Here is a 24,212-nt window from a genome sequence, read left to right on the forward strand (position 1 = left end):
TGAAGAGTGTGTCACCGGTCAAGAAGTTTCGGTTTTGGCTGTTACCGATGGCTTGACGGTTCGTCCCTTACTACCAGCTCAGGACCATAAGCGAATTGGGGAAGGGGATACCGGTCCGAATACCGGAGGGATGGGAGCTTATGCTCCTGCACCGATTGTTACCCCAGAGCTAAGCACACGGATTGAAAAGGAAATTCTTAATCCTACCCTTGAGGCTTTAAAGGTCAGGGGAATTGATTATCGGGGGGTTCTCTATGCAGGATTGATGATTACTCCAGAAGGAAACCCAACGGTTCTGGAATTTAATTGTCGCTTTGGGGATCCAGAAACTCAAGCTATCCTACCCTTGCTAGAAACTCCCCTAGATCAAGTGCTTCTGGCTTGTACCCAACAGCGACTGGCGCAATTACCAACTATTACCTGGAAGCAAGGGGCTGCGGCTTGTGTGATTGCTGCCTCGAAGGGGTATCCGGGAGCTTACGAAAAGGGTAAGGTAATTACTGGTATCGAACAAGCTGAGCAACACGGAGCAGTAGTTTGCAGTGCTGGTACTACCTTGAAGCAGCAGGAGCTAGTTACCAGTGGTGGTCGGGTTTTGGGGGTTACCGGCACCGGTGAAACAATAGCGCAAGCTTTATCAGTTGCTTATAGCGCTATGGATTGTATCCAGTTTGAAGGGATGTATTACCGTCGGGATATTGGTTATCGGGTTTTGCAGGATGTTGATTGATGCGATTAGCCCGAAGGGCGTTGGCTAGCGTTCGCCTTTGGCGTGGCCTACGGCCAATCGCATTCCAGAGTTATTGCTGAGTTATTGCTGCCATTGATACCACCAACACCAGACCAGCAACACTTCCTCAACGGCTATTACCCATGCTCAACCCATTAAGGCATACTAATATCGCACACTACCCGAAAACCAATGTTGACGTCGATATCGTCTGCTGGGATATAGCTGAAGCGGCAAGCCGAGCGGCATATCCCAGGAATGATATCCCAGGAACCACCACGTAAAAGCCTGGAATGATGATCATACTCATTAATACTATTGAGCCAAGCACTACCATCAACCGGAGCGCTTAGGTAGTTTGGGTACCAATGGTCACTACACCACTCCCAAACATTCCCATGCATGTCATACAAACCAAAGGAATTGGCTACACCAAAGCTACCTACACCAGTAGTTTGTTTTCGATATACCCCTTCTGGCTCAGAGCTGTATCTACAGTTGCCATCGTAATTGGCGACATCGGTGGTAATAGTTTCACCAAAGTGGAATGGGGTACTGGTACCAGCCCTACAGGCATATTCCCATTCCGCCTCACTCGGAAGCCGATAGTTTCGTCCAGTCAGCTTAGATAATATAGCACAAAATTTCATCGCCTCATACCAAGACACCTTTTCCACTGGCAGAGTATCGCCTTTGAAGTTGGAGGGCTGGGGGTTTAGGGAAGGGGAGACTTGGAATAAGGTGGCTACAGCGCGCCACTGAGCCTGGGTAACCGTAAACTTTCCCATGAAGCAGGGAGAGACTCTGACCCAATGCTGTGGACTTTCATCATCGCTATGTCCCTTCTCAGTTTCTGGTGAACCCATCAGGAATCTTCCTCCAGGGATGTACACCATATCTAGCCCTAAACCATTGCCTAAGTCTTCTGTGAAATATTTGGCTTGGTGACAGCGGCGCTTTACAATGTCACCGTATTTATCTAGAGTTACCACATCGAAGTCAAAGGATTTTAAGATTACTCCCATGACAGATGAGGGGTCAGAGTTTTGAAATTGGTTAAAAAATCCAGCTACAGCTATTCCTAAACTGCCAAACCCCCCCACGTGATTTGATGGCGGTCTATTAACAGTAGAATCATCTGGTTTCTGGGATGGCCGTGGAGGATTAAGTTCGGAGTTTATTGCTTGTAACTTTTCCCAAAGAACCTGAGTATCCTTAGGACGTTGATAAACTCGCACCATCAGACTATCCAGAAAATCCCCTAACTCCGAAGAAATTTGTGGTGCATGGGGTCGCCACATTAAGATATCATTACCAGCATCATACAAATTTGAGGGTTCTTGCCCTGTCAGCAAATAAACAAATGTCCGTCCTAGGGCGTAGAAATCCGATTGGGGTACTGCTTGACCATGGATTTGTTCTAGGGGAGTATACCCAGGGGAAATCATACTGGTAACATTCCCAGCAGATTGTTTTATAATATAGGTTTCGGTAACTTGGCGCGCTGTGCCAAAATCAATTAATACTAGTTGTCCATCTGGACGCAAAATAATATTAGAAGGTTTGATATCTCGATGGAAAAAGTTTTCCTGATGAACTGCTTGGAGAATATCAACGATTTGAAATAACCAATCCAAGGCTAATTTTTCATCAATTGGGCGATTTCCTCGTTTTTCTTGATACTCCTCTAAATTAAGCCCAGAGATTTTTTCCATGACCAAACAGTATAGGGGGGTTTGGTGGTTTCTGGGAAAGAAGGTAAAATTTTCCTCTGCTTTAGGAATACCTGGATGATTGAGCTGACTCAGAACTCTGGCTTCTTGCTCAAAAAGTTCCACAGCTTTGGGTTCATCGTTAATCAAAATTTTGAGAACCTTGGGAATTCCCTTGTGAGTCACCTCATAGATTCGTCCAAAGCCACCTTCTCCGAGTAATCGGCTGACCCGATAACGTCCCGCCAGCAATAACTCAGAACCGCAGCTTGAGCAGAATAGGTCTGTATCAGGGTTACGGGGCTGAGTACACCCAGGATTTATGCACAGGCTCATTGGGGTCAAAGATGGGTCGATCTACTTGAAAGTTTAGCTTTAAGTTTGTTAAGTATAAGTTTGAAGTAGAATGCGTTCGCGTAGCGGCTCGTACCGAGCATCGCGTAGCGTGGCTTACGGCCAATCGCTTTTAGTATAGTTAAGGGTTACACAGTGGTTTTTAGCCTAATCAGGTACACAGGATTTTTTCCCTGTTCCCTAAAACCAGGAATTATGTACCTCACCAAATTGAAAACTGCTATAGCAAGTCTAAATATTAGCCTAAATATTACAACTTAATCGTTGGTCATGAATACTGCCACGAACAGATAGCTATGGGCAAGATAGCTATGGGCAAGATACTTATAGGCAAGTCTACAGACTAGATTGTCCGCAGCTCGATGCCGGGAAACCAGCACCTGCGGTTCTAACATCCCAGGAAAAGCGCGATCTATCGCGATCTATACAGTGATATCTATAACAGTGCGATCGCACTCCCATCCAATTGGTGATGAACCCTATATAGAAAAACAATAGCGATAGAGCTATCCTAGCAATGCTTTAGATCTAGGATAGACAAGGAGTGATTGGGTGATGGGGAGAAATTCAGCTCTCAAGTATATACTAGACACTGAAGTTCTCAAAAAATCTTCATAAAGAAACTTATACCCACTGATACCAGCGGTATCGATGGTCTCAATGATAACCTTCATGGGAAAATATGAATCCAGGAATTGACCTCCAAAGCAGTTTTATTCAATCGCTGAGTGATCTAGGCATCCCCGCTGGTGCAGCTAAAGCCATTTGGATGCCATTACCCCTATTTCTAATGATTACCGTTGCCACCGTAGGGGTTTTGGTAGTGGTCTGGTTAGAACGAAAAATTTCTGCTGCTGCTCAACAGCGCATTGGTCCAGAATACGCTGGACCTCTAGGGGTACTCCAGCCTGTAGCAGATGGCATCAAACTGGTCTTCAAAGAAGATGTTATTCCAGCCAAATCTGATTCTTTATTATTCACCCTCGGACCAATCCTGGTTGTACTGCCTGTATTTATCTCCTACCTAATTGTACCGTTTGGACAAAACTTGGTAATTACCAATGTGGGCACAGGGATATTCCTGTGGATTGCTTTGTCGAGCATTCAACCGATTGGTTTGTTAATGTCTGGCTACGCCTCTAATAATAAGTATTCCTTACTCGGAGGCTTAAGAGCTGCAGCTCAGTCTATCAGCTACGAGATTCCTCTAGCATTAGCGGTTCTAGCTGTTGTCATGATGTCCAACAGCCTCAGCACCATTGACATCGTTGATCAGCAATCCGGATACGGCATTCTCGGTTGGAATGTCTGGCGTCAACCAGTAGGTTTCCTAATTTTTTGGATTTCGGCCTTGGCAGAATGCGAGCGACTCCCCTTTGACTTACCCGAAGCAGAAGAAGAACTGGTGGCTGGTTATCAGACAGAATACGCCGGGATGAAATTTGGTTTGTTCTATGTTGGTTCCTACGTCAATCTCGTGTTGTCTGCCTTGCTCGTAGCAGTGCTCTATCTGGGTGGGTGGGAGTTCCCCATTCCTCTGGATAAACTCGCCGGCTGGCTAGGGGTGAGTGAAACCAGTTCCTGGTTGCAGGTGATTACTGCTTCTTTAGGGATTACCATGACCCTGCTAAAGGCTTACTTCCTGATCTTTACAGCTATTCTGTTACGCTGGACACTGCCTCGGGTTCGGATTGACCAATTGCTTAACTTAGGGTGGAAGTTTCTACTACCAGTAGCTTTGGTAAATCTTCTATTAACTGCTGCTCTTAAATTGGCATTCCCAATTGCATTTGGTGGTTAGTTACTAGTTATATCAAGTCCGTTTAATTGCTACTTTTTTATTGAAAAAAAGTCAAAAATAAGGATAAATCCATACTAATAAGAAGTAGTCAAACGGACAGGGTATAATTGAAAAAAAAAGATATAAATCACAAATCAGAGCTCAGGACTAGAATCAAGAGAGAGACACTAAAATATTATGCTAAAGTTCCTCAAACAGGTTGGCGACTACGCTAAAGAAACTGTGCAAGCTGCTCGCTACATTGGTCAAGGGATATCGGTGACTTTTGATCACATGCAACGGCGTCCAATTACAGTACAATACCCTTACGAAAAACTAATCCCCTCTGAGCGCTATCGCGGTCGGATTCATTTTGAATTTGATAAGTGTATTGCCTGCGAAGTTTGTGTGCGGGTTTGTCCGATTAACTTGCCAGTGGTAGATTACGAATTTGATAAAGCTACTAAGAAGAAAAATCTCAAGCACTACAGTATAGATTTCGGAGTTTGTATTTTCTGTGCTAACTGCATTGAATACTGCCCCACTAACTGTCTATCAGCGACGGAAGAGTATGAAATTTCTACCTACGACCGTCATGAGTTGAACTATGATAATGTGGCTCTGGGACGCCTGCCCTATAAAGTTACCCAAGACCCGATGGTAACTCCTCTACGGGAATTGGCTTATCTACCAAAAGGGGTTATGGATCCTCATGATTTGCCAGCAGGTTCTCAACGGGCTGGTATGCGTCCAGAGGAAATTCTCGAGCAAATGGAATCAAAGGAAGAAGACCTTAAGAGTTAGTTCTTAGTCATTGGTCTTTTCAAGCTTAAACGCGATCGCGTGGCCTATTGGCCAAGGTTGACAGTTAATGGTTAAAGGTTAAGGCTTGAATGTTGAATGTTCAAGCTCCTAGTTGAAAGCGCTGCCGTGGGCTATGGGCCAAGGTTTTTCGCCTTTGGCGTTCGGTGAAGGGTAGGTTGGAAACGCTCCCGTGGGCTATGGGCCAAGGTTAACTATCTAAATAGTTAATACTAACTGTTAACTAGTGGCGCTTAACTAGTGACTGTTGACTGTGACCAATGACTTATCACTAATCACGATTAGCAAAAAATATATCACGAGGAGATAAGTTAAACATGAATCTAGCCCAAGGGGTTCAGTTAATTTCTGTTGCCATACTATCGGTGATGATGATTGGGGCGGCTTTAGGGGTTGTCCTTCTTTCCAACATTGTATACTCAGCGTTTTTACTGGCTGGTGTTTTCATCGGTATTTCTGGATTGTATATTCTCCTAAATGCTGACTTCGTGGCAGCAGCACAGATATTAATCTATGTTGGGGCGGTCAATGTCCTAATTTTATTTGCCATCATGTTGGTGAATAAGCGAGAGGATTTTACACCAATGACTAAGCGCTGGGTGCGCACTGGGTCAACGGCTATAGTCTGTATTGGTTTGTTTGCTCTTCTGAGTACAATGGTTTTGGTAACGCCATGGTCAGTCGAAATTGATCCAGCTATGGTTGTTACTAATACTGCTGTGGAGATTGGTCAGCATTTTTTCAGTGACTTTTTATTGCCGTTTGAGCTAGCTTCTGTACTTTTGTTAATGGCAATGGTAGGGGCAATTATCATAGCTCGTCGGGATTATATTCCTGAGGAATTGGTGTCGAGAGATCAGGAAATTGCTACAGCTTTGACATTACCTGAGCGTCCTCGGGAGCTTGCTTCTGTCCCAGGTGATTCTAAATAAGACAACAGTTTAGTGTTTGTTAGTGTTTGGTTGAAGGTTGACTGTCAACGAGCAAGGAGCAAAAACCAACCATTAATTACCCATTGAAAAGCTACTATTACCTACATAAAACATCATAATTTATGGAACTTCAACTCCAATACTTTTTACTGCTTGCTGCGGCTTTGTTTTGCATCGGTATTTATGGTCTAGTGACTAGCCGCAATGCCGTGCGGGTGCTGATGTCCATTGAGCTAATGCTGAATGCGGTGAACCTGAATTTAATGGGGTTCTCTAATTTTCTAGACTCAGCAGGGATTAAGGGTCAAGTTTTTACTGTGTTTGTAATTACCGTAGCAGCTGCAGAAGCGGCGGTGGGTTTAGCTATTGTGCTGTCGATATATCGTAATCGGGATACGGTGGATATGGAACAATTTAATCTGCTGAAGTGGTAGATTCAACAAAAGCTAAACATAGGGCGTTGCTAAATTATGGAATGATTGAGGGTAAGTGGTAAGTGGTAACTGGTAACTGACCCAACTAGACTTGATATTATTCCTTAGATCAGCAACGCCAAAATCTAGCATTCATCAATCAGCTGACCTATTCTAGTTCACCAATCAAATTGGATTGCTATCTCAGCGGACTTACGCACCCAGACTTGTAAAATGTGTGTAATTCTCTATTTCCCCTTCCCTGATCGGAAGTTCCCTATTGGCTACAACCTTGATTTTCCGTTTCAGCTGCGTAAGTCCTATCCAAGAATCAACATCACATTGACCTAAAGATTTCTACAATAACTTTGGCTAAAAGTATTCCACATCTTATTCTAAATCTTAACTGATGTCACTGGACTCATCCTTAACACCAGCCCAGATCCGTCATCTATGTCGCTTGGGCGAATTTAACACACCTACCCCCGGTGTAGGATCAGGATATGTCCAAGCCAATTTAGTCGTATTACCCAAGTCTGTAGCCTTCGACTTTCTGCTATTTTGCCATCGCAATCCAAAGCCTTGTCCTTTATTAGATGTGACTGATGTAGGACAATATGAAGCCCGGATAGTTGCTCCTGGCTCTGACTTGAGAACCGATTTACCACGTTATCATATTTTCCGTCACGGTGAACTGGTAGAGGAGGTAACAGATATCAGGGGATATTGGCGCGATGATTTTGTGGCTTTTGTAATTGGTTGCTCGTTTTCCTTTGAATCGGCTCTGTTGAAAGCTGGTTTACCTGTTAGACATATCGAAGAAGGCAAAAATGTTCCGATGTATACAACTAGCCTTTCTTGCTTGTCCGCAGGAGTTTTTTCCAGTTCCTTGGTCGTCTCAATGCGTCCTTTATCGGCGGATGAAGCGATTCAAGCGGTGAAGATTACCAGTCGTTATCCGAAAGCCCATGGCGCACCGGTTCATCTAGGAGAACCGGGTTTGATTGGCATTTCTAACCTCAATTCTCCTGATTTTGGGGATGCTGTTACAATTGAGGAGGAGGAAATTCCAGTATTTTGGGCTTGTGGTGTGACCACTCAAATTGCCCTTGGTCAAGCAAAACCAGAAATAGCAATTACCCACGCTCCAGGACATATGTTGATCACGGATATTCAAGATGATTCTTTAGTCGTTCCCTAAACTGTCAGTTCTATAATCAGAATACTGCTGATTTTTAGTTAACTTGAGAAAAGTGTGATCATAGACGGGGGTTTAAAACTGACTGCTTAGCAAAAACTCAAAGATTAGTTAATTTTGTAAATTGGCTTGAGAATCTGGTGTGACTATTTCGGTGAACTCATAAAATAAAAACGACTTATGGTACCCCTAAGAGACGAAAACCCAATCACAATCACGCCATATATTACTATCCTTCTGATTGTTATTAATATTTTAGTCTTTATCTATGAACTTAGCTTAAATAAACTAGAACTCGACACGTTTTTTAGGCTTTATGCTGTGGTACCTCAGGAGTTAACCGCTAGCTTCGAGGGTTTTCCAGTGGGCCAGCCTGTGCCAGAACCCTTGACTCTCATCACATCCCAATTTCTCCATGCTGGCTTTCTTCATGTTGGCTCCAATATGTTATTTTTGTGGATTTTTGGTAACAACATTGAAGAAAAACTTGGGGGGATAAGGTTCTTAATTTTTTATCTCACTTGTGGGGCTTTAGCCGCGTTAGCCCAATGGTTTTTTTCAGCTCTATCTCCTATCCCTGCTTTAGGAGCTAGTGGAGCAATTGCTGGAGTGATGGGTGCCTATATTCTCAGGTTTCCTAATGCTAAAATCCTGACTCTAGTGCCCCTATTTTTCATATTTTTCGTAGCTAGGATACCAGCTGTATTTTATCTAGGGTTTTGGTTTCTACAGCAAGCGTTTAATGGCATAGCTAGTCTGGGAGCCCAGGCTCAAGTGGGAATGGAGGGGGGAGGAATTGCTTACTGGGCTCATGCTGGTGGATTTGTGTTCGGAGCTATCCTTGGTCCAATCTTAGGTTTATTTGATGATTAGTGATTGGTGGGGACGCTGTTAATTTTTTTAGCAAGATTGTCAAATATGTGTTGAAAATAACATATTTTAGAATAAAATGTAGAATCTGGGGATAAAATACATTACCCCTGTCTTGGATTCCAGGTAAGAAGCCTTTTCTAAATGAGCGCGAGAACACTGTTTGACAAAGTTTGGGATTTACATAGTGTTGGCACGTTGCCTTCGGGTCAGACTCAACTATTTATTGGTTTACACTTAATTCATGAAGTTACTAGTCCCCAAGCCTTTGCGATGCTGCGGGAACGGGGATTGAAGGTGCTGTTTCCGGAACGAACTGTGGCAACGGTAGACCATATTGTTCCGACGGAAAACCAAGGTCGTCCGTTTGCTGATGTCTTGGCAGAGGAGATGATGCAAGCGTTGGAAAACAGTAGTAAGGAGTTTGGGATTCGATTTTATAATATCGGCTCTGGGAATCAGGGCATTGTCCATGTGATTGCTCCGGAACAGGGATTGACTCAGCCAGGCATGACGGTGGCTTGCGGGGATTCCCATACTTCGACTCATGGTGCGTTTGGTGCGATCGCATTTGGAATTGGTACCTCTCAAGTCCGTGATGTCTTAGCTTCCCAAACCTTGGCATTGTCTAAGCTTAAGGTTCGCAAAATTGAGGTGAATGGTAGTTTACCCCCAGGCGTTTACCCGAAAGATGTGATCTTACACATCATCCGTAAATTAGGGGTCAAAGGTGGCGTTGGCTATGCCTATGAATATGCTGGTACTACCTTTGAACAGATGTCAATGGAAGGACGGATGACTGTGTGTAATATGTCCATCGAGGGGGGCGCTCGGTGTGGCTATATTAACCCGGATCAGGTAACCTTTGACTATCTTAAGGGGAAAGATTTTGCTCCCAAAGGTGCAGATTGGGATCAGGCGGTAGCTTGGTGGAACAGTATCCGGTCCGATGACGATGCCGTGTATGATGATGTGGTTAAATTTGAAGCGGCAGACATTGCGCCTACAGTGACCTGGGGGATTACACCAGGTCAAGGAATTGCGGTTAATGAAACTATTCCGATACCGGAGAATTTGCCAGAAACGGAAAGAGCGATCGCACAACAAGCCTATGAGTACATGCAGCTAACTCCAGGCACAGAGATTCAAGGCACAAAGGTGGATGTGTGTTTTATCGGTAGCTGCACCAATGGTAGACTGACTGACCTGCGAGAAGCGGCTAAATTTGCTCAAGGTCATCATGTGGCTGAGGGAGTCAAAGCCTTTGTGGTTCCAGGTTCGGAACGGGTCAAGCAAGAAGCGGAAGCAGAAGGACTCGATCAAGTCTTTGTGGAGGCTGGGTTTGAGTGGCGAGAGCCCGGATGCTCGATGTGTTTGGCAATGAATCCGGACAAACTCCAAGGGAGTCAGATTAGTGCTTCCTCTTCTAACCGTAATTTTAAAGGTCGTCAGGGGTCTTCCACAGGACGGACGTTGTTGATGAGTCCAGCAATGGTTGTAGCCGCAGCGGTTAAAGGGGCAGTGGCTGATGTTCGGGAGTTGATGGTATAGGAGCAGGTCTGATGAGTAGTGAAGTAAAGATGATTACCGGAACAGGAATTCCTGTAGTAGGGAATGATATCGACACCGACCGGATTATCCCAGCTCGATTTTTGCGCTGTGTGACCTTTGATGGTCTCGGACAACAGGTTTTTGTTGATGACCGCGCTCAAGCTAATGGACAACATCCCTTTGACCAACCCCAGTATCAAGGTGCAACGGTTTTAGTAGTAAATGGTAACTTTGGCTGTGGATCTTCACGGGAACATGCCCCTCAAGCGATCGCAAGATGGGGCATTCAAGGTATTGTCGGAGAAAGTTTTGCCGAAATCTTTTTTGGTAACTGCTTGGCGATGGGGCTTCCCTGTGTCACAGCTGACTCAGAAACCGTGAAGCAATTACAAACAAGCCTCCATCAGAATCCTGAAATCCCGATGACCTTGGATTTGGAAGAGATGCAAGTCTATTGTGGTGAGTTGCAGGCTTCTGTGTTTATGGACGATGGACCAAGAAACATGCTGCTGACTGGGACTTGGGATACTTGTGGACAACTGGTTGGTCAAGTAGAAGCGGTTCGGGCGACAGCGGCTAGGTTGCCTTATATGGATTGGGGAGTTGTTTCCTAGTAGCCGATTAACTAGTAGCTGGTTAACTAGACATCACTTGAGAATAGATCACAACATTTTGATCTATTGTTGTATAAACTCAAGTGATGTCAACTATTATACAAATGTTAAATTAGTTCCTAGCCAGTCACAAGCCTCTAAAGCAGAATATCTAAACAATGAAAGAACAACTAGAGAAACGTCTTCAACAACTCAAAGCTGAGTACGAATCTGGTCAAAAAGTTTTGGCTGAATTAGAAACTAAGCAAGCTAATGTCAAGCAAACGTTGCTGCGCATCGCTGGCGCGATTCAAGTGTTAGAAGAAGAATTGGCAAACGTTGAACAGGAAAATAATTTTGTGGATTCTAAAGTTGCCAGTGAAATAGTTAACAGTGACCAGTGAATAGATATGGGTTAACAGATCAAAAGTGGTTCTCCCTTGGCGTTCGGTTTAGGTTAGGTTTGTAGGTTGAAGAATGAAAAAAAGCTTGAGTCTAGCTGCGGTTTTGTATATACTCACCTGTTGTGTGGCTTCTGGTTTAGTATCTCAAGCTACTGTTGAGTCGGAATCTCGTCAACTAGGCCATAAACGATTAATTACTAGCAAATTAATTACTAGCACTATATCCGAATCATTAAAGGATAGGGCTGAGTCACTGATGATAGCCCAATTTCCCCTACCAGAAATTAGTGACCCAGCCGATAAAAAGCGTTTCGACCAGGTGATGGAGTATACGATCGCAAACCACTTGTCTGAGCGTCCGCTCCCAGAGATCATGCAAGCGATCGCACAGCAATTTCTGGGCGCAAGCTACAAAGCTCACTTATTAGACCAAGCTAGCCAAGAAACCCTAGTTATCACTCTCAATAAATTTGACTGCGTCCTGTTTGTCGAAACCATTCTAGCCCTAGCGCGAGGGATAGCCGTAAAGGATTATTCTCAGCAGACCTTTGTCAATCACCTTCGTGACCAGCGTTATGGGGATGGTAATCTCAATGGCTATTGCAGCCGATTACACTATTTCTCTCAATGGATTGATGACAATCAGAGAAGGGGCACAGTTAAAAACATAGCGCTAGAGTTAGGAGGAGTATCCCGCCAGAAAACCCTTAACTACATGAGTAAACACAGGGGTAAGTACCCATCTTTGGTCAGGTATGAGTCAAATTACCAGTGTATTGTAGCCATGGAAGCTAATCTGAAGCAGACAACTGTTAATTTCATTCCCCATGATCAGATTAGGAAAGCCTACAATCAACTGCAACCAGGGGATATCATTGGCATTGCTACTACTATTCCTGGTCTAGATGTCACCCACACTGGGTTAGTGTATCGTACTGCTGACGGGAATATCGGTTTTATTCATGCATCACCTGCTGGTAGAGTCACCATTGCCCGTGATTTACAACGGTATGCCAGACATGTTAGACATTCCCTTGGGATTGTAGTTGCTCGACCTGTTGATCCAAGTTTTTGATCCAGGTTTTCCGATAAAACTAGCGAAACTTTCACCAGGGGCAATCTAGCCTCAAATCCTTGCACCATAAGCACTCCAAAATCTAAATTAAGCAGCCAACTGAAAATACGGCGTTGCTGATTATGGGTATGGTTTTGCCCCCCTAGCCCCCCAATTTTGGGGGGAATAAGACGTTCAAGCGATGCAGCGCGGTCTTGGGGAGGCAGCGCGGTCTTGGGGGTTCCCCCCATGAGCGACTGCCGTGGTTTCCCCCATGAGCGACTGCATCAAGACAAGTCCCCCGAGCGAGGGATTGCTCGCTCGGGGGATTTAGGGGGCTTTAATAAAACCAGATTATCGCGAATTCATTCCTTAATTCAGCAACGCCGAAAATACTTGAGTAATACCGCTATTCCCAGACGATTAATAGCTGTTTTCTTGGTTAATAAGTTTAATTCAGTAGGAAGAATTGTCCAGTGTTCGATTAGTTCTTCGGATAGTATATAGTTTATAGTTCATCTGTTCTGCAACGCAAGACCTGCTCCCTAAGCTAGAGAGAGCTTATTGCCCTCAACCCGACCAAGGATTCTCTCACAACCAATAAATTCCCTTGTATCGAACTTACTAGACGAGTTAAACTATCACAGTTTCCGTTCTACAGTAAGGTATTAGATAAAACTCGATGATGATACCTGCTGGTGTAAGTGAATTAAAACAAGCTTTTCATCAGCATCTTGCAGCTCATACCTCTGTTACTGGTCCTTCTTCCTATCTTTTGCTGTTTTATGCCGCTGAATGTGGACTCAAGAGTATTTGGTTGAGAAGAAACAACTTACGAAGCACAGACAAGATTCAAGATCGGACACTTTTAATAAAAGATGGTCATAATTTAGATAGATGGCGTAAAGAGCTGGGAATTCCTGCTAGTCGATTTACCGCGAAAACCCAAACTAAAAATAAATCAACTCCTTCGTTCCATCTCGCCAGTGGTGGTTCTAGTCTAGATCTAGAAAAAGCTCATCAAGCTTGGCGATATGGCCTTCGCATAGAGAAAGAAGATGAAGAATACTTAGTCAATTGGCTCCATCAGCTTTGTAATTGGATTAAAGAGAATATATAACGATGATTCCATCAGATATTCGATTATACACCTGGGTAGATGTAGAAGAAGTTTTGTTGCGATCGCAAGAGCAAGAGCAATGGCCAGAAGACTTAGTTTGGGCTAGAGGGTATTGGGATGAATTAGTTCTCGGTATTCGTCCTGGTACTCAAAGCTCAGTCAAAACATGGCTCCAGGAAGTCTACGATCCTCGATTTCAAGACAATGGCCAACAGGGTAATGATTGTATTATCCTCGAAAGTTCTGAGGGCAATCAGCGCACCTTACCGATTATTTTAGAAGAAACAGAGGAAGAACCCCCAACTCCTAAACTTATCCCCAATCTAGCTAGACCTACTGTTATTTGGCAACGAACTGAGAAGCTTCAACCACCGGATATTTTCCCAGATGATTTACCTCCGGTGGTTACTTTTCATTCTTTTAAAGGTGGTGTCGGTCGCACAATTCATGCTCTTGCCCTAGCACAAGCTTTAATCAACGCCAAGCAACAAGTTCTTTTAATTGATGGAGATTTAGAGGCTCCTGGAATTAGTTGGTTATTAGAATCTAGGTTGCCTTCTCCTCCTATTTGTTTTGCCGATTTTATTGCCTTAATTCATGGAGACCCTTCTCCAGACCCAGAGCAAACCATTGAGTTAGCAACCCAAAAACTTCAGAATGCTTTAGTAGACGGAATCTATATCTTACCTTCCTTTCGTGTTAATAGCAGATTAACTGGTTTAGCCATTAAACCAGAACATCTAATTAAAGGCCATAAAAATCCTTTTATATTAACGGATAGTTTAGCTCGTTTGGGAAAAGCCTTAGGAGTCAATGTTGTTTTAGTGGATTTGCGAGCAGGACTCTCGGAATTAGCAGCAGGATTAATCTTAGATCCGCGAGTCTATCGGATCTTTGTCTCTACTTTAAGCGGACAATCAATCAGCGGAACTGCGAAGCTTTTAGAATTAATTGCTAAACTAGCACCCTCAACGCGAGAGCAAGACCCTTCCCCTGCTTTGATTTTGACTAAAGTTCCTAAAAATGAAATAGATAAAAATTTAGCTATCGAATCAGAACAAAAACTTTTAGAAGCCATTCAAACCTTGCTAGGGGAAGATAGTGAACCAATTAGAATTACCACCCCATTTACTGAAAGGTTACAGATTTTATCTAATTCTTGGCAAGAGGTTTGGCAGCACTTGGGAAGTTCTCAATTAATTGATTTACTACATCCTTTATTGGAATGGCTGCCTGATAATTTAAATAAATCCAATCAAGCAGATGAACCTATAAGTTCACAGCCTCAAAGAGAAAGCTTGAGAAATATAGCAGATAAAATGATTTATGCAGAGGGTGCTGAGACTGCTGAGTTTCTGGTTACTGAGTCTTTAGAAAATTTAGCTAATGATTATCGAAACCAGATTCCAATCACTGTCGTTATTGGAGCAAAGGGTTCGGGTAAAACTTATACGTTTATGCAAATCATACACAGAAAAGAATGGCAAAAATTTATAAAATATGTCGTAAAAAATAATGTAGATAACAATAATGTAGATAACAATAATGTAGATAACAATAATGTAGATAACACAGTATCTAGCACAGCATTGATCGCACCGATTATTGCTTCAAATAATCTCAAAGGTAAAACAAAAGAAATAGTAGATGAGGCCCGGAAATATTGTGCTGAACAGATAGGGTTGACGCCTCCCGTCGATGACAGTGAGATTAAGGACTATATTCGTGAAGGATGTCAACAGAATTTACATGAAGGTGAATGGCGCGATCGCTGGTTGGATGTCATTGCCAAGAGTCTAGGTATGACAGGTAAAGGTCGCGATTTACCTAAGTATATAGCAGAGAAAAAACAAAAGATAGTAGCTGTAATTGATGGCTTAGAAGACTTATTTCAACAATTTGATCAAGACAAAGCTCAACAAACTGCTTTACGAGCGTTATTGCAAGAGGTTCCTCAATGGCTAGAACAACAACCCTTTCGTTGTTTAGGAATTATTATTTTTGTCAGACAAGATATTTTAACCGCTTCTGTCCGTCAAAATTCCGGTCAAATGATGTCTCGCTATAAGCCTTATAGGTTAAGGTGGAATCGAGAAACTGTATTGAGATTAGTTGCTTGGGTTGCCGATAAAGCTAAGATTTCGTTAAAGTTAAAGCCAGCAGGAATTCAAGATATGAATGAAGCAGAACTGACGGAAGCATTAACACCTTTGTGGGGCAAAAAGCTAGGAAGCGATCGCTCTAGACAAGCACGTTCTGCTCCCTTTGTCATTGCCGCATTATCTGACTACAATGGACAAATTCAGTCTAGGGATGTAGTGCGTTTTCTTAAAATTGCGGCAGAAAACTCCATTGATGATGATTATTGGCAAGACCGAGTTCTAGTTCCCAAAGCAATTCGAGATTCTTTGGCTGATTGTAGCAAAGAAAAAATTGAAGAAATAGAGAGCGAAAATGAACCGTTAAGAACGGTATTTAAGAAATTACGTGAATTACCTAAAGTACAGAAAAAAAGCCCTTTTCAACTAGAAAGTATTAGCTTATTTCCAGAAGAAATTAGCCTCCTTAAGCAAAATGGGGTCATTATTGCTGACGGGGATGACTATTACATTTCAGAAATATTTCGTTTAGGATTAGGGTTTTCCCAAAATGCTGGCAAACCAAAAATTATGGCTTTATATCGTCGAGCTAGACAAAGACTCTAGATGATCATTATTAAGGGATTATTGACCTCTCCCCTCCTTCAAAGAAGGTGATTGAAACGGTTAAGGGGGCAGGGCTGTTTCAAAATTCAATAACTTAGATTCAATAACTTAGAGCGAGAGAGGGGAATAGGTTAAACGTATTGGTTCAATAAACAATGAACCCTAACGAATCAACACTCTTCCCCAGACTCTTGCTTTACGAACTAGGCTCTAACAACTAATTCGACCATTTTTGGGCAACTAACTCAGCCAAATCTACAACCCGCTGAGAGTATCCCCACTCATTGTCATACCAGGCAACAACCTTAACCATATCGCCACCCATGACCATAGTTAAGCTAGAATCCACAATTGAGGAAGCATCATGACCCCTGTAATCACAGGAAACAAGAGGTTCATCGCCGTAAGCCAAAATTCCCTTGAGTGGACCTTCAGCTGCTTCTTTGAGCACTTGATTGACCTGCTCAGCAATGGTACTTTTCTCCACTTGAACTACCAAGTCAACGATAGATACATTGGGAGTTGGTACCCGCAGAGCAATACCATTGAGTTTCCCTTTCAGTTCGGGAATCACTAGAGCTACTGCTTTAGCCGCACCAGTAGAGGTAGGGACAATGTTGAGCGCTGCTGCCCGAGCCCGACGTACATCCCGGTGGCTGGCATCAAGAAGCCGCTGGTCACCAGTGTAGCTGTGGGTTGTGGTCATTGTTCCTTTGATAATGCCAAACTGTTGATGCAGTACTTTGGCAAAGGGAGCTAGACAGTTGGTAGTACAGCTAGCATTGCTAATCACATTATTTCCTTCGTCCATGTAGTCTTCGTGATTAACACCCATGACGTAGGTGGGAACGTCTCCTTTGCCAGGAGCAGTGATGAGCACTTTCTTAGCACCAGCAGCTATATGCTTGCCAGCCCCATCCTGATCTCGGAAAACACCAGTCGCTTCGATAACTAGGTCAACACCCCAAGAGTCCCAGGGCAAGTTCAAGGGGTTCCGGTCGGATACACACTTGACAGTTTTTCCATTAGCTGTTATGGAATTTTCATCACAACTGATATCTGCATCAAGTTTGCCCAGCATGGAGTCGTATTTGAGCAGATGGGCATTTGTCTTGGGATCAGAGGTATCATTGATTCCCACTATCTCTAACTGGCTATTCTCCCGAGTCAGCCAGCATCTCATAAAGTTGCGTCCGATGCGTCCAAAACCATTGATCGCTACTCTAATCACTGCTTCTTGCCCTCTGTAATTCAAAGTAAATATTTTCTTAATGATCCCAATAATATCGCAAAGGCTGAAACAATTTGAAACTTTTACTGAACTAATCTGGTTTGATGTACTCGTTTTGAAACTAGATGGGTATACTTATCTCCAAAGCTGGAGGTTTTGGGAGCACAGTCTCCTTTGGGCATGGCACAGATCTGATATTGCCTCGGCAACCTGATTTTACTCACGCCATGTCTTCATGCAGTCGCTCCCAAAGCCCCTCTCCCCTAACCAGTCTCAACCGATTAGTTTGGTATGTAAGTCCTAAACCCCCATGGTTAGGAGTGATGGAGATCAGCTCAAAAAATCACCACTAGCTCTGCTCTAGTGCTATTTTATGGGTGTTTATGGGTCTTAGGACGTTTTTCCGGATTGAGAACTCTTGTTGACGTGTAATATATACGACAATCGAGGTACTCAAAAATCAGTTATGTAACAGTTACGTTATCAAACTTCAGGTATTATTCTCTTAATTTACAGTACATATGTACTTATTTACCAAAAATTATTCCTGGAATTGTTTTTTCCTGATATGATAGCGCGTGTTATTGGCAAATTAGGCGTGTGCGGTGTGGTGTGTAAGGAGTTAAAATGCCAAAGACTGTTGATTTCAGTAATAAACCATTTCATTTCATTGGTATTGGGGGAATTGGGATGTCAGCTCTTGCCTACATCCTAGCCAAACGCCAATTCCGAGTATCTGGCTCGGATACTCGGACAACCCATATCACGCAACGTTTGCAAGCAGTAGGTGCTCATATCTTCAAACAGCAGTGTGCTGCCAACTTAGAATTTTTCCAATCAAGGAACGCACCAGCTTGTGAAGACTTAGCAGCTAAAAGGGTTAGCACGACTTTGAACCCAAAAGCGATCACAGAAATCTCACAATCAAGTCCGACTATATCTTTAGCTGAACCCTGTTTAGGCTTGCCTCAAGTTATCTGTTCCACAGCAATTAACCCATTAAACTCTGAGTATCAGGCAGCTTTAAAGCTAGGTTGCCCGATTTTCCATCGCTCAGATTTACTAGCCGCGTTGATTGAAGACTATTACAGTATAGCAGTCGCTGGAACTCATGGGAAAACTACAACTAGCAGTTTGCTCGGGTATCTACTGTGGCAAGCCGGTTGTGACCCCACCCTGATTATCGGTGGTGAGGTGGATGCTATCGGTGGTAATGCCAGGCTAGGAAATGGCTCATTACTGGTTGCTGAGGCTGATGAATCCGATGGTTCATTGGTTAAGCTCTCCGCCGAGATAGGTATAGTAACCAATATTGAGCTGGATCATCCAGACCATTACCAGAAGTTAGAGGAGGTTGTTGAAATATTCCAGGCTTTCGCGAAGCGCTGTAAGAAGTTAGTCGGATGTATTGATTGTGAGACAGTGCGTACGCAACTAAAACCGAATATCAGCTATAGTCTACGGCGAGATATGGGAGCCGACTATAGCGTTGATGATGTAACTTATGAAGCTAATGGCACTACCGCCAGAGTTTGGGAAGGCAATCAGGTTTTAGGTCGGTTGGAGCTGAAATTGCTGGGTAAACATAATCTCAGCAATGCGTTAGCCGCAGTAGCAGTAGGACGAAATTTGGGATTGGAGTTTGAGGCAATTGCCTTGGGTATCGCTAGCTTTGAGGGAGCCAAACGCCGATTTGAGCTGCGGGGCAAGTGCAATGATATTAGTTTTGTGGATGACTATGCTCACCACCCCAGTGAAATTAAGGCAACCCTAGCTGCCGCAAGAATCCAGGTCAAAGCTGACCAGCGAATAATTGCAATTTTCCAACCTCACCGATATAGTCGTACCCTGAGGTTTCTTCCCGAGTTTAGTGTTTCCTTTAGTAACGCTGACTTAGTTGTTATCAGTGATATCTACAGTGCTGGAGAACCAGATTTAGGAGAAATTAGCGGGGAAAACCTTTATCAGGCGATCGCATCTAACCATAAGGATGTGCATTACAAACCAACTCTCGAATCAGTGGTAGAGTTTCTCAACCAAATTCTTCGTCCTGGGGACTTAGCCCTATTCTTGGGAGCCGGTAATCTGAATCAGATTATTCCTAAGGTCATGGGGTTTTACCAACAGCCTGACAATGGCTTAGTTAACCAAAATTTAGCCCAAAAGCATCAATAATTGTGAATCAAGCTAGGGAATCTTAACTATAGACCTACCTCAGAAGGTCAGTATGATCTCAAGGGTCTACTATACTCGTGAATCAACTTTCCACGAACTCCTCTGGGTACTCTACCCCCTAGCAACTTCAGCCAATGTGACTGCCAAAAACCGATCGGCATTATTTTCATTGCCTGTAGCTCCTAATCTCTACCCTGATTTTCCTGATGATAACTAGCGTGCTAACCCAGAAAAAAACTCCTTCCCAGTTAAAGTTGTATATTCCAGGAACCAATTGTCCACTTCAGTCCCAGGTATCCTTAGCCAAACTCACCTCATTTCGTGTGGGAGGTCCAGCTCATTGGTACGTCGCCCCTCGGAGCCTAGAAGACCTACAAGCTAGTTTCCAGTGGGCTCACTCCCAAAAATTACCCCTAACCCTGTTAGGGGCTGGTTCCAACCTTCTAGTCAGCGATATCGGTTTGCCGGGTTTGGTAATTTGTACTCGCTATCTGCGCCATACTCACTTTGATGCAGATACAGGGAGAATTACCGCTAGTGCTGGTGTACCGATTGCCAAACTGGCATGGCAGGCTGCCAAACGAGGCTGGGAAGGGCTAGAGTGGGCTGTGGGCATACCTGGAACCGTTGGTGGTGCTGTGGTGATGAATGCTGGTGCCCACAAAAATTCCACAGCTGATATTCTATTTCATACAGATGTTCTATCCCCTGATGGCTCAATAGCCCAACTCAGATGCCAAGACCTAGGCTTTAGCTATCGCACCTCAATCCTTCAAGGTAGCGATCGCATAGTCAGCCAGGCAACATTTCAGTTAAAACCGGGTGCTGACCCAAAACAGGTGCGCTCATTGACATCGGATCATTTGGCAAGACGACACACTACCCAACCATACCACCTACCTAGCTGTGGCAGTGTGTTCCGCAATCCTGACCCCTATGCTGCTGGCTGGCTAATTGAACAAATTGGTCTAAAAGGCTACCAAATTGGTGGTGCTAGAATCGCTGAACGCCATGCCAACTTTATACTTAACTGTGGTGATGCTAAGGCTAGTGATATCTTCCGCATGATCCACCATATACAGGAGCAAGTAGAAAAGCACTGGTCACTGTGTTTAGAGCCAGAAGTGAGGATTTTAGGTGATTTTACCAAAAAACTAGCAGTTGAAAGCCCTATGTCTTTAGAGCAGGGATAAAAACCAGCGAGGGGATTTATCCCCTCCTATCGTTCCAGTGGATATCCCAAAACCGATCCTGTTGGGGAATCAGTTCAAAGCTGATCAGCTTGGTGATCAATTTTTAGTTGTTGAACTTCCCCAACCTAAGAGGATGGGGATTCCCAGGCACAACCTAACGGCTGTTAACTCCATGGGCGTGACTTTCCCTCGTTCCGTTCGCGTAGCGTGGCCTATGGCCAGGGTAGCCGGGTAAGATCGATACCCAGTTTTTTCTATATTAACGCCATTGAGGGAAAAATTCATCCCCACCTTAAGAAGGATGGGGTATTCTTTTTCCGTCAAACTCCCTTCTTCGATAAAAAATCGACGAAGCTGAAAATCCCGTCTATGGGCGAGCTTTGACACAACCGCCGGATTGTGGAGCCAATGAGCGTCGGCAGGTTATGAGTAATAGTTTTAAGTCACTTGAAATAAGGCTCGACTCTCCTTAGGGCAATTCAAGGGATGAAAGCGAGATAGTGGCTAAAGCCACTGTGAAAAAAATATTTCTAGAGTTCTGGAATCTTTACCGCAATTCATCTAGAATTAGCTATAGAGTACAGGCTGAAAAACCGCTAGGACAACTGGAATAGGGTTAGTAAACAGCACAATAAAATGTCGCAGAGTCTACCAAAAACTCTTATTATTTGTTAGACTTAAATTAGGGTAACACCGACAGGGATTATTATGTAACTTAAATTAAAGCCTAAAACCAAGGTAAGATAGTTGCGCTCTCTATCCCGGTGGAACAAACTTTTTTGACATTTACATTTTTATGGCGCTCGCGGGATATTCCGTCAGAGCTTTGGGAGATACCCCCTGGCTGACAAATCAGCTTGCATTGGCGGGCTAGGATCTGCCTTGGTAGATTCTGGTAGCTAAAAAGTATCGGAAAAGTCAAATAGCATCACAATAGATAAACGATAGATACAGAATAGATAAGTAAGCATATGCGCTACGCGCACGCGTGCGCGTTCAGCAGTCAGCAGTCAGCCGTCAGCCTTGAGCTGATAGCACCTCAAGTAGCGTGGCACAGGCTTTGGCCTTGGCCTTGGCCTTTGGCCACGCGGGGCGCGTTTGGCCACGCGGGGCGCGTTTGGCCACGCTGTGGGAACGACGCTGGGACGTATCCCATAGGCTGATAGCTGACCGCTGATAGCTGATAGCTGATAGCTGATAGCTGATAGCTGATAGCTGATAGCTTACATAGATAAAGGTTAATCACCACAAGATTTATAATGTCAGCGCGCCCCTTGCCCACAGACTGGGCTTAGTGCCAACCTGGGCAGCGGTTAAAACCGCGCTTGACGTTTGTTTTTCCTCCCCGGTCATTAGACAGGGGGTTTCTAAACTTAACTGGGATTTTTTATGACACAAGACAAAGGAAAAGGATTTGGTCTCGGTCTCGGCAAGATGAAAGAACTAGCCGAAGCGTTCAAAAAAGCTCAAGAAGTTCAAAAGGGTGCCAAAGAGCTCCAGGATCAGTTGGAGCAAATGGAAATTGAGGGAACATCAGGGGAAGACGGTAAGGTGAAGGTGTTTCTCAGTGGCAATCAGGAACCCCTACGTGTAGAGATTTCTGAGGATGCTATCAATCAAGGAGCTGAGGCTTTATCTGAACTGGTGTTAGCAGCCATGAAAAATGCCTATGAGACCTCCACAGCCACTATGCGGGAGCGCATGGAAGAACTTACCAGTGGGTTAAATTTGCCAGGTTTATAACCTCTTCGGTCAATTCCCGATCGGGATTCCCTAGGAAAAAACTAAGGGCATGAGGACATTAATCATTCTCAATGGTTCCAAACCTCATGCCGAATATCCCATTAATACGTGACTATTGATCAATATTTGAGTAAAACGAAGCTACCTGTAGCTTTGGCAGTGAAGTAAGTCCATAATATAAGCTCTTAGCCACCTGTATATTGGCTGCTTCTGTCAAGTTAATGGCATCATGAAAGGCGAGTTCGGGAAAGTTTTGATAAATTGTGTACAAGTTTAAAACCTTGATATTTTTGGGAAAGCCTTTCTCCAGTTGCTGACCCGCTATTACCAATTTGGGATAATTGGCTTGCACTTGTTCCTGGTAAACCTTTCCTAACTGCTGCAAAATTTCCTTCTCTGCTGGTTTGATCTTGTTCTTGCCACGACCAGTGATTTCTGGTTGGACAGCAACTAGTAAAGGAATTCGCTGTCCTGCTGTTAAACGCAGCATATGTCTGAGGTTATTGCGATAGCGCGTCAATCGACGTTCCAGTTCATCGGATTTCTGAGGAAGATACTTCTTCAGTGGCATAACGTCCCCCCTCACCACTAGAGACCGCTGACTCACTGACGGCTGAGGATCAAAGACCCAGTATGTGATTGCTTTAGCGAGATAAGTTTTTGTAACTAAATGCTTCAACTGCTGGGTGAGATGAGTCCAAAAATGCCCAGTCGCATTTTGCAAGAAGGCTTCTGTGTTAGGAATATCCGTTAAATTTTGGTCACTGGGGGTCATCAAGTCTGTGTATCCACCCAACACTATTACTGCATCTGGACTGTAAGGTAAAATCTTGAGAGCTAACTGAGCTAGTGTATTGCCAGAGGTATACCCTGGTACGGCGGCGTTGATGACACGATACTTACCATTTCGAATCTTTGGCGGCAGAGCAAGTGCTTGCTTTAATTCCGGTTCAGAAGGGGGTAAGGTCATCGGTCGGTATTTCTGTGGGGAACGCCTTTGCTGTGTGATTCGTTCATTGAGACGAGCTTCTAAGTAGCTGGCTATGGTAACTTGATTATTGGCATTCCCTTGACCGAAGGCTGTCGAGCCACCTAACAAAAAAATCCGAATTTCATTTTTGGGTTTGACCAAGGGAACGGGGTCGTCGTCCCGGAAACCCTGCTCATTAATGCGCCAGAAATCACTTTGTTGCTTCCCCAATAAACTATAACCTACAGCTAGATCCCGTTGGACAGCTAGATCACCAAGGTCTGGTAATCCATCATAAAGCTGCTGTGTCTGGTCAACGAACTTGGGACGGTAAACAGTGAAATCTCTGGGTGCCCCCTTGTAGGTAGCTATATCATTAATTTTGCCGACCGCAGCCACTAATAAACGAGCCAACAATTCCACAATCATCAAACTTAGAACTATCCCTGCGAGAATTGTCAGTAGGTTAAACCGTCGGCGGCGCTTGCGGTAAAGGCTACGGCGCGACTTAAATATTACATCTCTTCCTTGCATAACCGTTCTTGTTAGGAGGTATCCCTTTACAACTTGGTGTCTTTGGTGTCTTTAAATCACTGCGTTGCTAGACATTGAACCATGAAGCGACATCGGACCACATGGGTTCAACTATCCCATAGAGCCAT

The 24,212-nt window shown here is 44.0% G+C and carries 22 protein-coding genes; 17 read left to right on the forward strand and 5 right to left on the reverse strand.

The window, feature by feature from the left end; translation table 11 throughout:
- Positions 1-730 (forward strand): phosphoribosylamine--glycine ligase (gene purD / locus F6J99_RS11120; protein WP_293112979.1); only part of this gene is annotated, 730 nt, incomplete at its 5' end.
- A 155-nt stretch (positions 731-885) separates the two neighbouring features.
- Here purD and F6J99_RS11125 read toward each other — a convergent pair.
- Both F6J99_RS11125 and F6J99_RS11130 read right to left on the reverse strand, forming a co-directional pair.
- Positions 886-2,778, reverse strand: a complete 1,893-nt coding sequence (locus F6J99_RS11125; protein ID WP_293112980.1) for a bifunctional serine/threonine-protein kinase/formylglycine-generating enzyme family protein — start codon at positions 2,776-2,778, stop codon at positions 886-888.
- Between the two features lie 275 nt (positions 2,779-3,053).
- Complete coding sequence (locus F6J99_RS11130; protein ID WP_158517058.1) at positions 3,054-3,191, reverse strand: hypothetical protein; 138 nt, start codon at positions 3,189-3,191, stop codon at positions 3,054-3,056.
- Positions 3,192-3,478: 287 nt separating this feature from the next.
- Here F6J99_RS11130 and nuoH point away from each other — a divergent pair, with 287 nt between their 5' ends.
- From nuoH to F6J99_RS11190, 12 genes are all read left to right on the forward strand, one after another.
- A complete protein-coding gene (nuoH, locus tag F6J99_RS11135) occupies positions 3,479-4,597 on the forward strand; it encodes an NADH-quinone oxidoreductase subunit NuoH (RefSeq protein ID WP_071103183.1) in 1,119 nt (372 codons plus the stop codon).
- Between the two features lie 177 nt (positions 4,598-4,774).
- Positions 4,775-5,380, forward strand: a complete 606-nt coding sequence (ndhI, locus tag F6J99_RS11140; RefSeq protein WP_293112981.1) for an NAD(P)H-quinone oxidoreductase subunit I — start codon at positions 4,775-4,777, stop codon at positions 5,378-5,380.
- A 335-nt stretch (positions 5,381-5,715) separates the two neighbouring features.
- Positions 5,716-6,330, forward strand: coding sequence for an NADH-quinone oxidoreductase subunit J (locus tag F6J99_RS11145; protein WP_293112982.1), 615 nt, complete (start codon positions 5,716-5,718; stop codon positions 6,328-6,330).
- Between the two features lie 122 nt (positions 6,331-6,452).
- A complete protein-coding gene (gene nuoK / locus F6J99_RS11150; RefSeq protein ID WP_071103186.1) occupies positions 6,453-6,764 on the forward strand; it encodes an NADH-quinone oxidoreductase subunit NuoK in 312 nt (103 codons plus the stop codon).
- A gap of 388 nt (positions 6,765-7,152) precedes the next feature.
- Positions 7,153-7,944, forward strand: a complete 792-nt coding sequence (locus tag F6J99_RS11155) for a putative hydro-lyase (protein ID WP_293112983.1) — start codon at positions 7,153-7,155, stop codon at positions 7,942-7,944.
- Positions 7,945-8,121: 177 nt separating this feature from the next.
- Positions 8,122-8,814, forward strand: coding sequence for a rhomboid family intramembrane serine protease (locus tag F6J99_RS11160; protein WP_293112984.1), 693 nt, complete (start codon positions 8,122-8,124; stop codon positions 8,812-8,814).
- Positions 8,815-8,955: 141 nt separating this feature from the next.
- Positions 8,956-10,362 carry a 3-isopropylmalate dehydratase large subunit gene (gene leuC, locus F6J99_RS11165; protein WP_293112985.1) on the forward strand — a complete coding sequence of 469 codons (1,407 nt, stop codon included), beginning with the start codon at positions 8,956-8,958 and terminating at the stop codon, positions 10,360-10,362.
- Positions 10,363-10,373: 11 nt separating this feature from the next.
- Positions 10,374-10,976 (forward strand): 3-isopropylmalate dehydratase small subunit, encoded by a 603-nt coding sequence (gene leuD / locus F6J99_RS11170; protein WP_293112986.1) that lies wholly within the window; start codon positions 10,374-10,376, stop codon positions 10,974-10,976.
- Between the two features lie 158 nt (positions 10,977-11,134).
- Positions 11,135-11,359: a hypothetical protein gene (locus F6J99_RS11175; protein WP_293112987.1), complete on the forward strand. Its 225-nt coding sequence runs from the start codon at positions 11,135-11,137 to the stop codon at positions 11,357-11,359.
- Positions 11,360-11,432: 73 nt separating this feature from the next.
- Positions 11,433-12,434 carry an N-acetylmuramoyl-L-alanine amidase-like domain-containing protein gene (locus F6J99_RS11180; protein ID WP_293112988.1) on the forward strand — a complete coding sequence of 334 codons (1,002 nt, stop codon included), beginning with the start codon at positions 11,433-11,435 and terminating at the stop codon, positions 12,432-12,434.
- 661 nt (positions 12,435-13,095) lie between these two features.
- On the forward strand, positions 13,096-13,533 hold the full coding sequence (locus F6J99_RS11185; protein WP_293112989.1) for a hypothetical protein: 438 nt from the start codon (positions 13,096-13,098) through the stop codon (positions 13,531-13,533).
- A 2-nt stretch (positions 13,534-13,535) separates the two neighbouring features.
- The gene (locus F6J99_RS11190) at positions 13,536-16,238 is read left to right on the forward strand and encodes a ParA family protein (protein WP_293112990.1); all 2,703 of its coding nucleotides are present in this window, start codon (positions 13,536-13,538) and stop codon (positions 16,236-16,238) included.
- Positions 16,239-16,455: 217 nt separating this feature from the next.
- Here F6J99_RS11190 and F6J99_RS11195 read toward each other — a convergent pair whose 3' ends face one another.
- Positions 16,456-17,469: a type I glyceraldehyde-3-phosphate dehydrogenase gene (locus F6J99_RS11195; protein WP_070396528.1), complete on the reverse strand. Its 1,014-nt coding sequence runs from the start codon at positions 17,467-17,469 to the stop codon at positions 16,456-16,458.
- Between the two features lie 627 nt (positions 17,470-18,096).
- Between F6J99_RS11195 and murC the strand changes: the two genes are divergently transcribed.
- Positions 18,097-19,644, forward strand: coding sequence for a UDP-N-acetylmuramate--L-alanine ligase (murC, locus tag F6J99_RS11200; RefSeq protein ID WP_293112991.1), 1,548 nt, complete (start codon positions 18,097-18,099; stop codon positions 19,642-19,644).
- A gap of 206 nt (positions 19,645-19,850) precedes the next feature.
- Entirely contained in the window at positions 19,851-20,837 is a 987-nt protein-coding gene (gene murB, locus F6J99_RS11205; RefSeq protein ID WP_293112992.1) for a UDP-N-acetylmuramate dehydrogenase, read from the forward strand.
- A 96-nt stretch (positions 20,838-20,933) separates the two neighbouring features.
- Here murB and F6J99_RS11210 read toward each other — a convergent pair whose 3' ends face one another.
- Positions 20,934-21,224: a hypothetical protein gene (locus F6J99_RS11210; RefSeq protein WP_149030845.1), complete on the reverse strand. Its 291-nt coding sequence runs from the start codon at positions 21,222-21,224 to the stop codon at positions 20,934-20,936.
- 661 nt (positions 21,225-21,885) lie between these two features.
- Here F6J99_RS11210 and F6J99_RS11215 point away from each other — a divergent pair.
- Positions 21,886-22,014: a hypothetical protein gene (locus F6J99_RS11215; protein WP_293112993.1), complete on the forward strand. Its 129-nt coding sequence runs from the start codon at positions 21,886-21,888 to the stop codon at positions 22,012-22,014.
- Between the two features lie 212 nt (positions 22,015-22,226).
- A complete protein-coding gene (locus F6J99_RS11220) occupies positions 22,227-22,580 on the forward strand; it encodes a YbaB/EbfC family nucleoid-associated protein (RefSeq protein WP_008180753.1) in 354 nt (117 codons plus the stop codon).
- Positions 22,581-22,692: 112 nt separating this feature from the next.
- Here the strand turns inward: F6J99_RS11220 and F6J99_RS11225 are convergent, their stop codons facing one another.
- Positions 22,693-24,084, reverse strand: coding sequence for an SGNH/GDSL hydrolase family protein (locus F6J99_RS11225; RefSeq protein WP_293112994.1), 1,392 nt, complete (start codon positions 24,082-24,084; stop codon positions 22,693-22,695).
- Positions 24,085-24,212: the final 128 nt, after the last annotated feature.

The organism is Moorena sp. SIO4G3 (genome assembly GCF_010692305.1).
Classification (GTDB): Bacteria; Cyanobacteriota; Cyanobacteriia; order Cyanobacteriales; family Coleofasciculaceae; genus Moorena; species Moorena producens_A.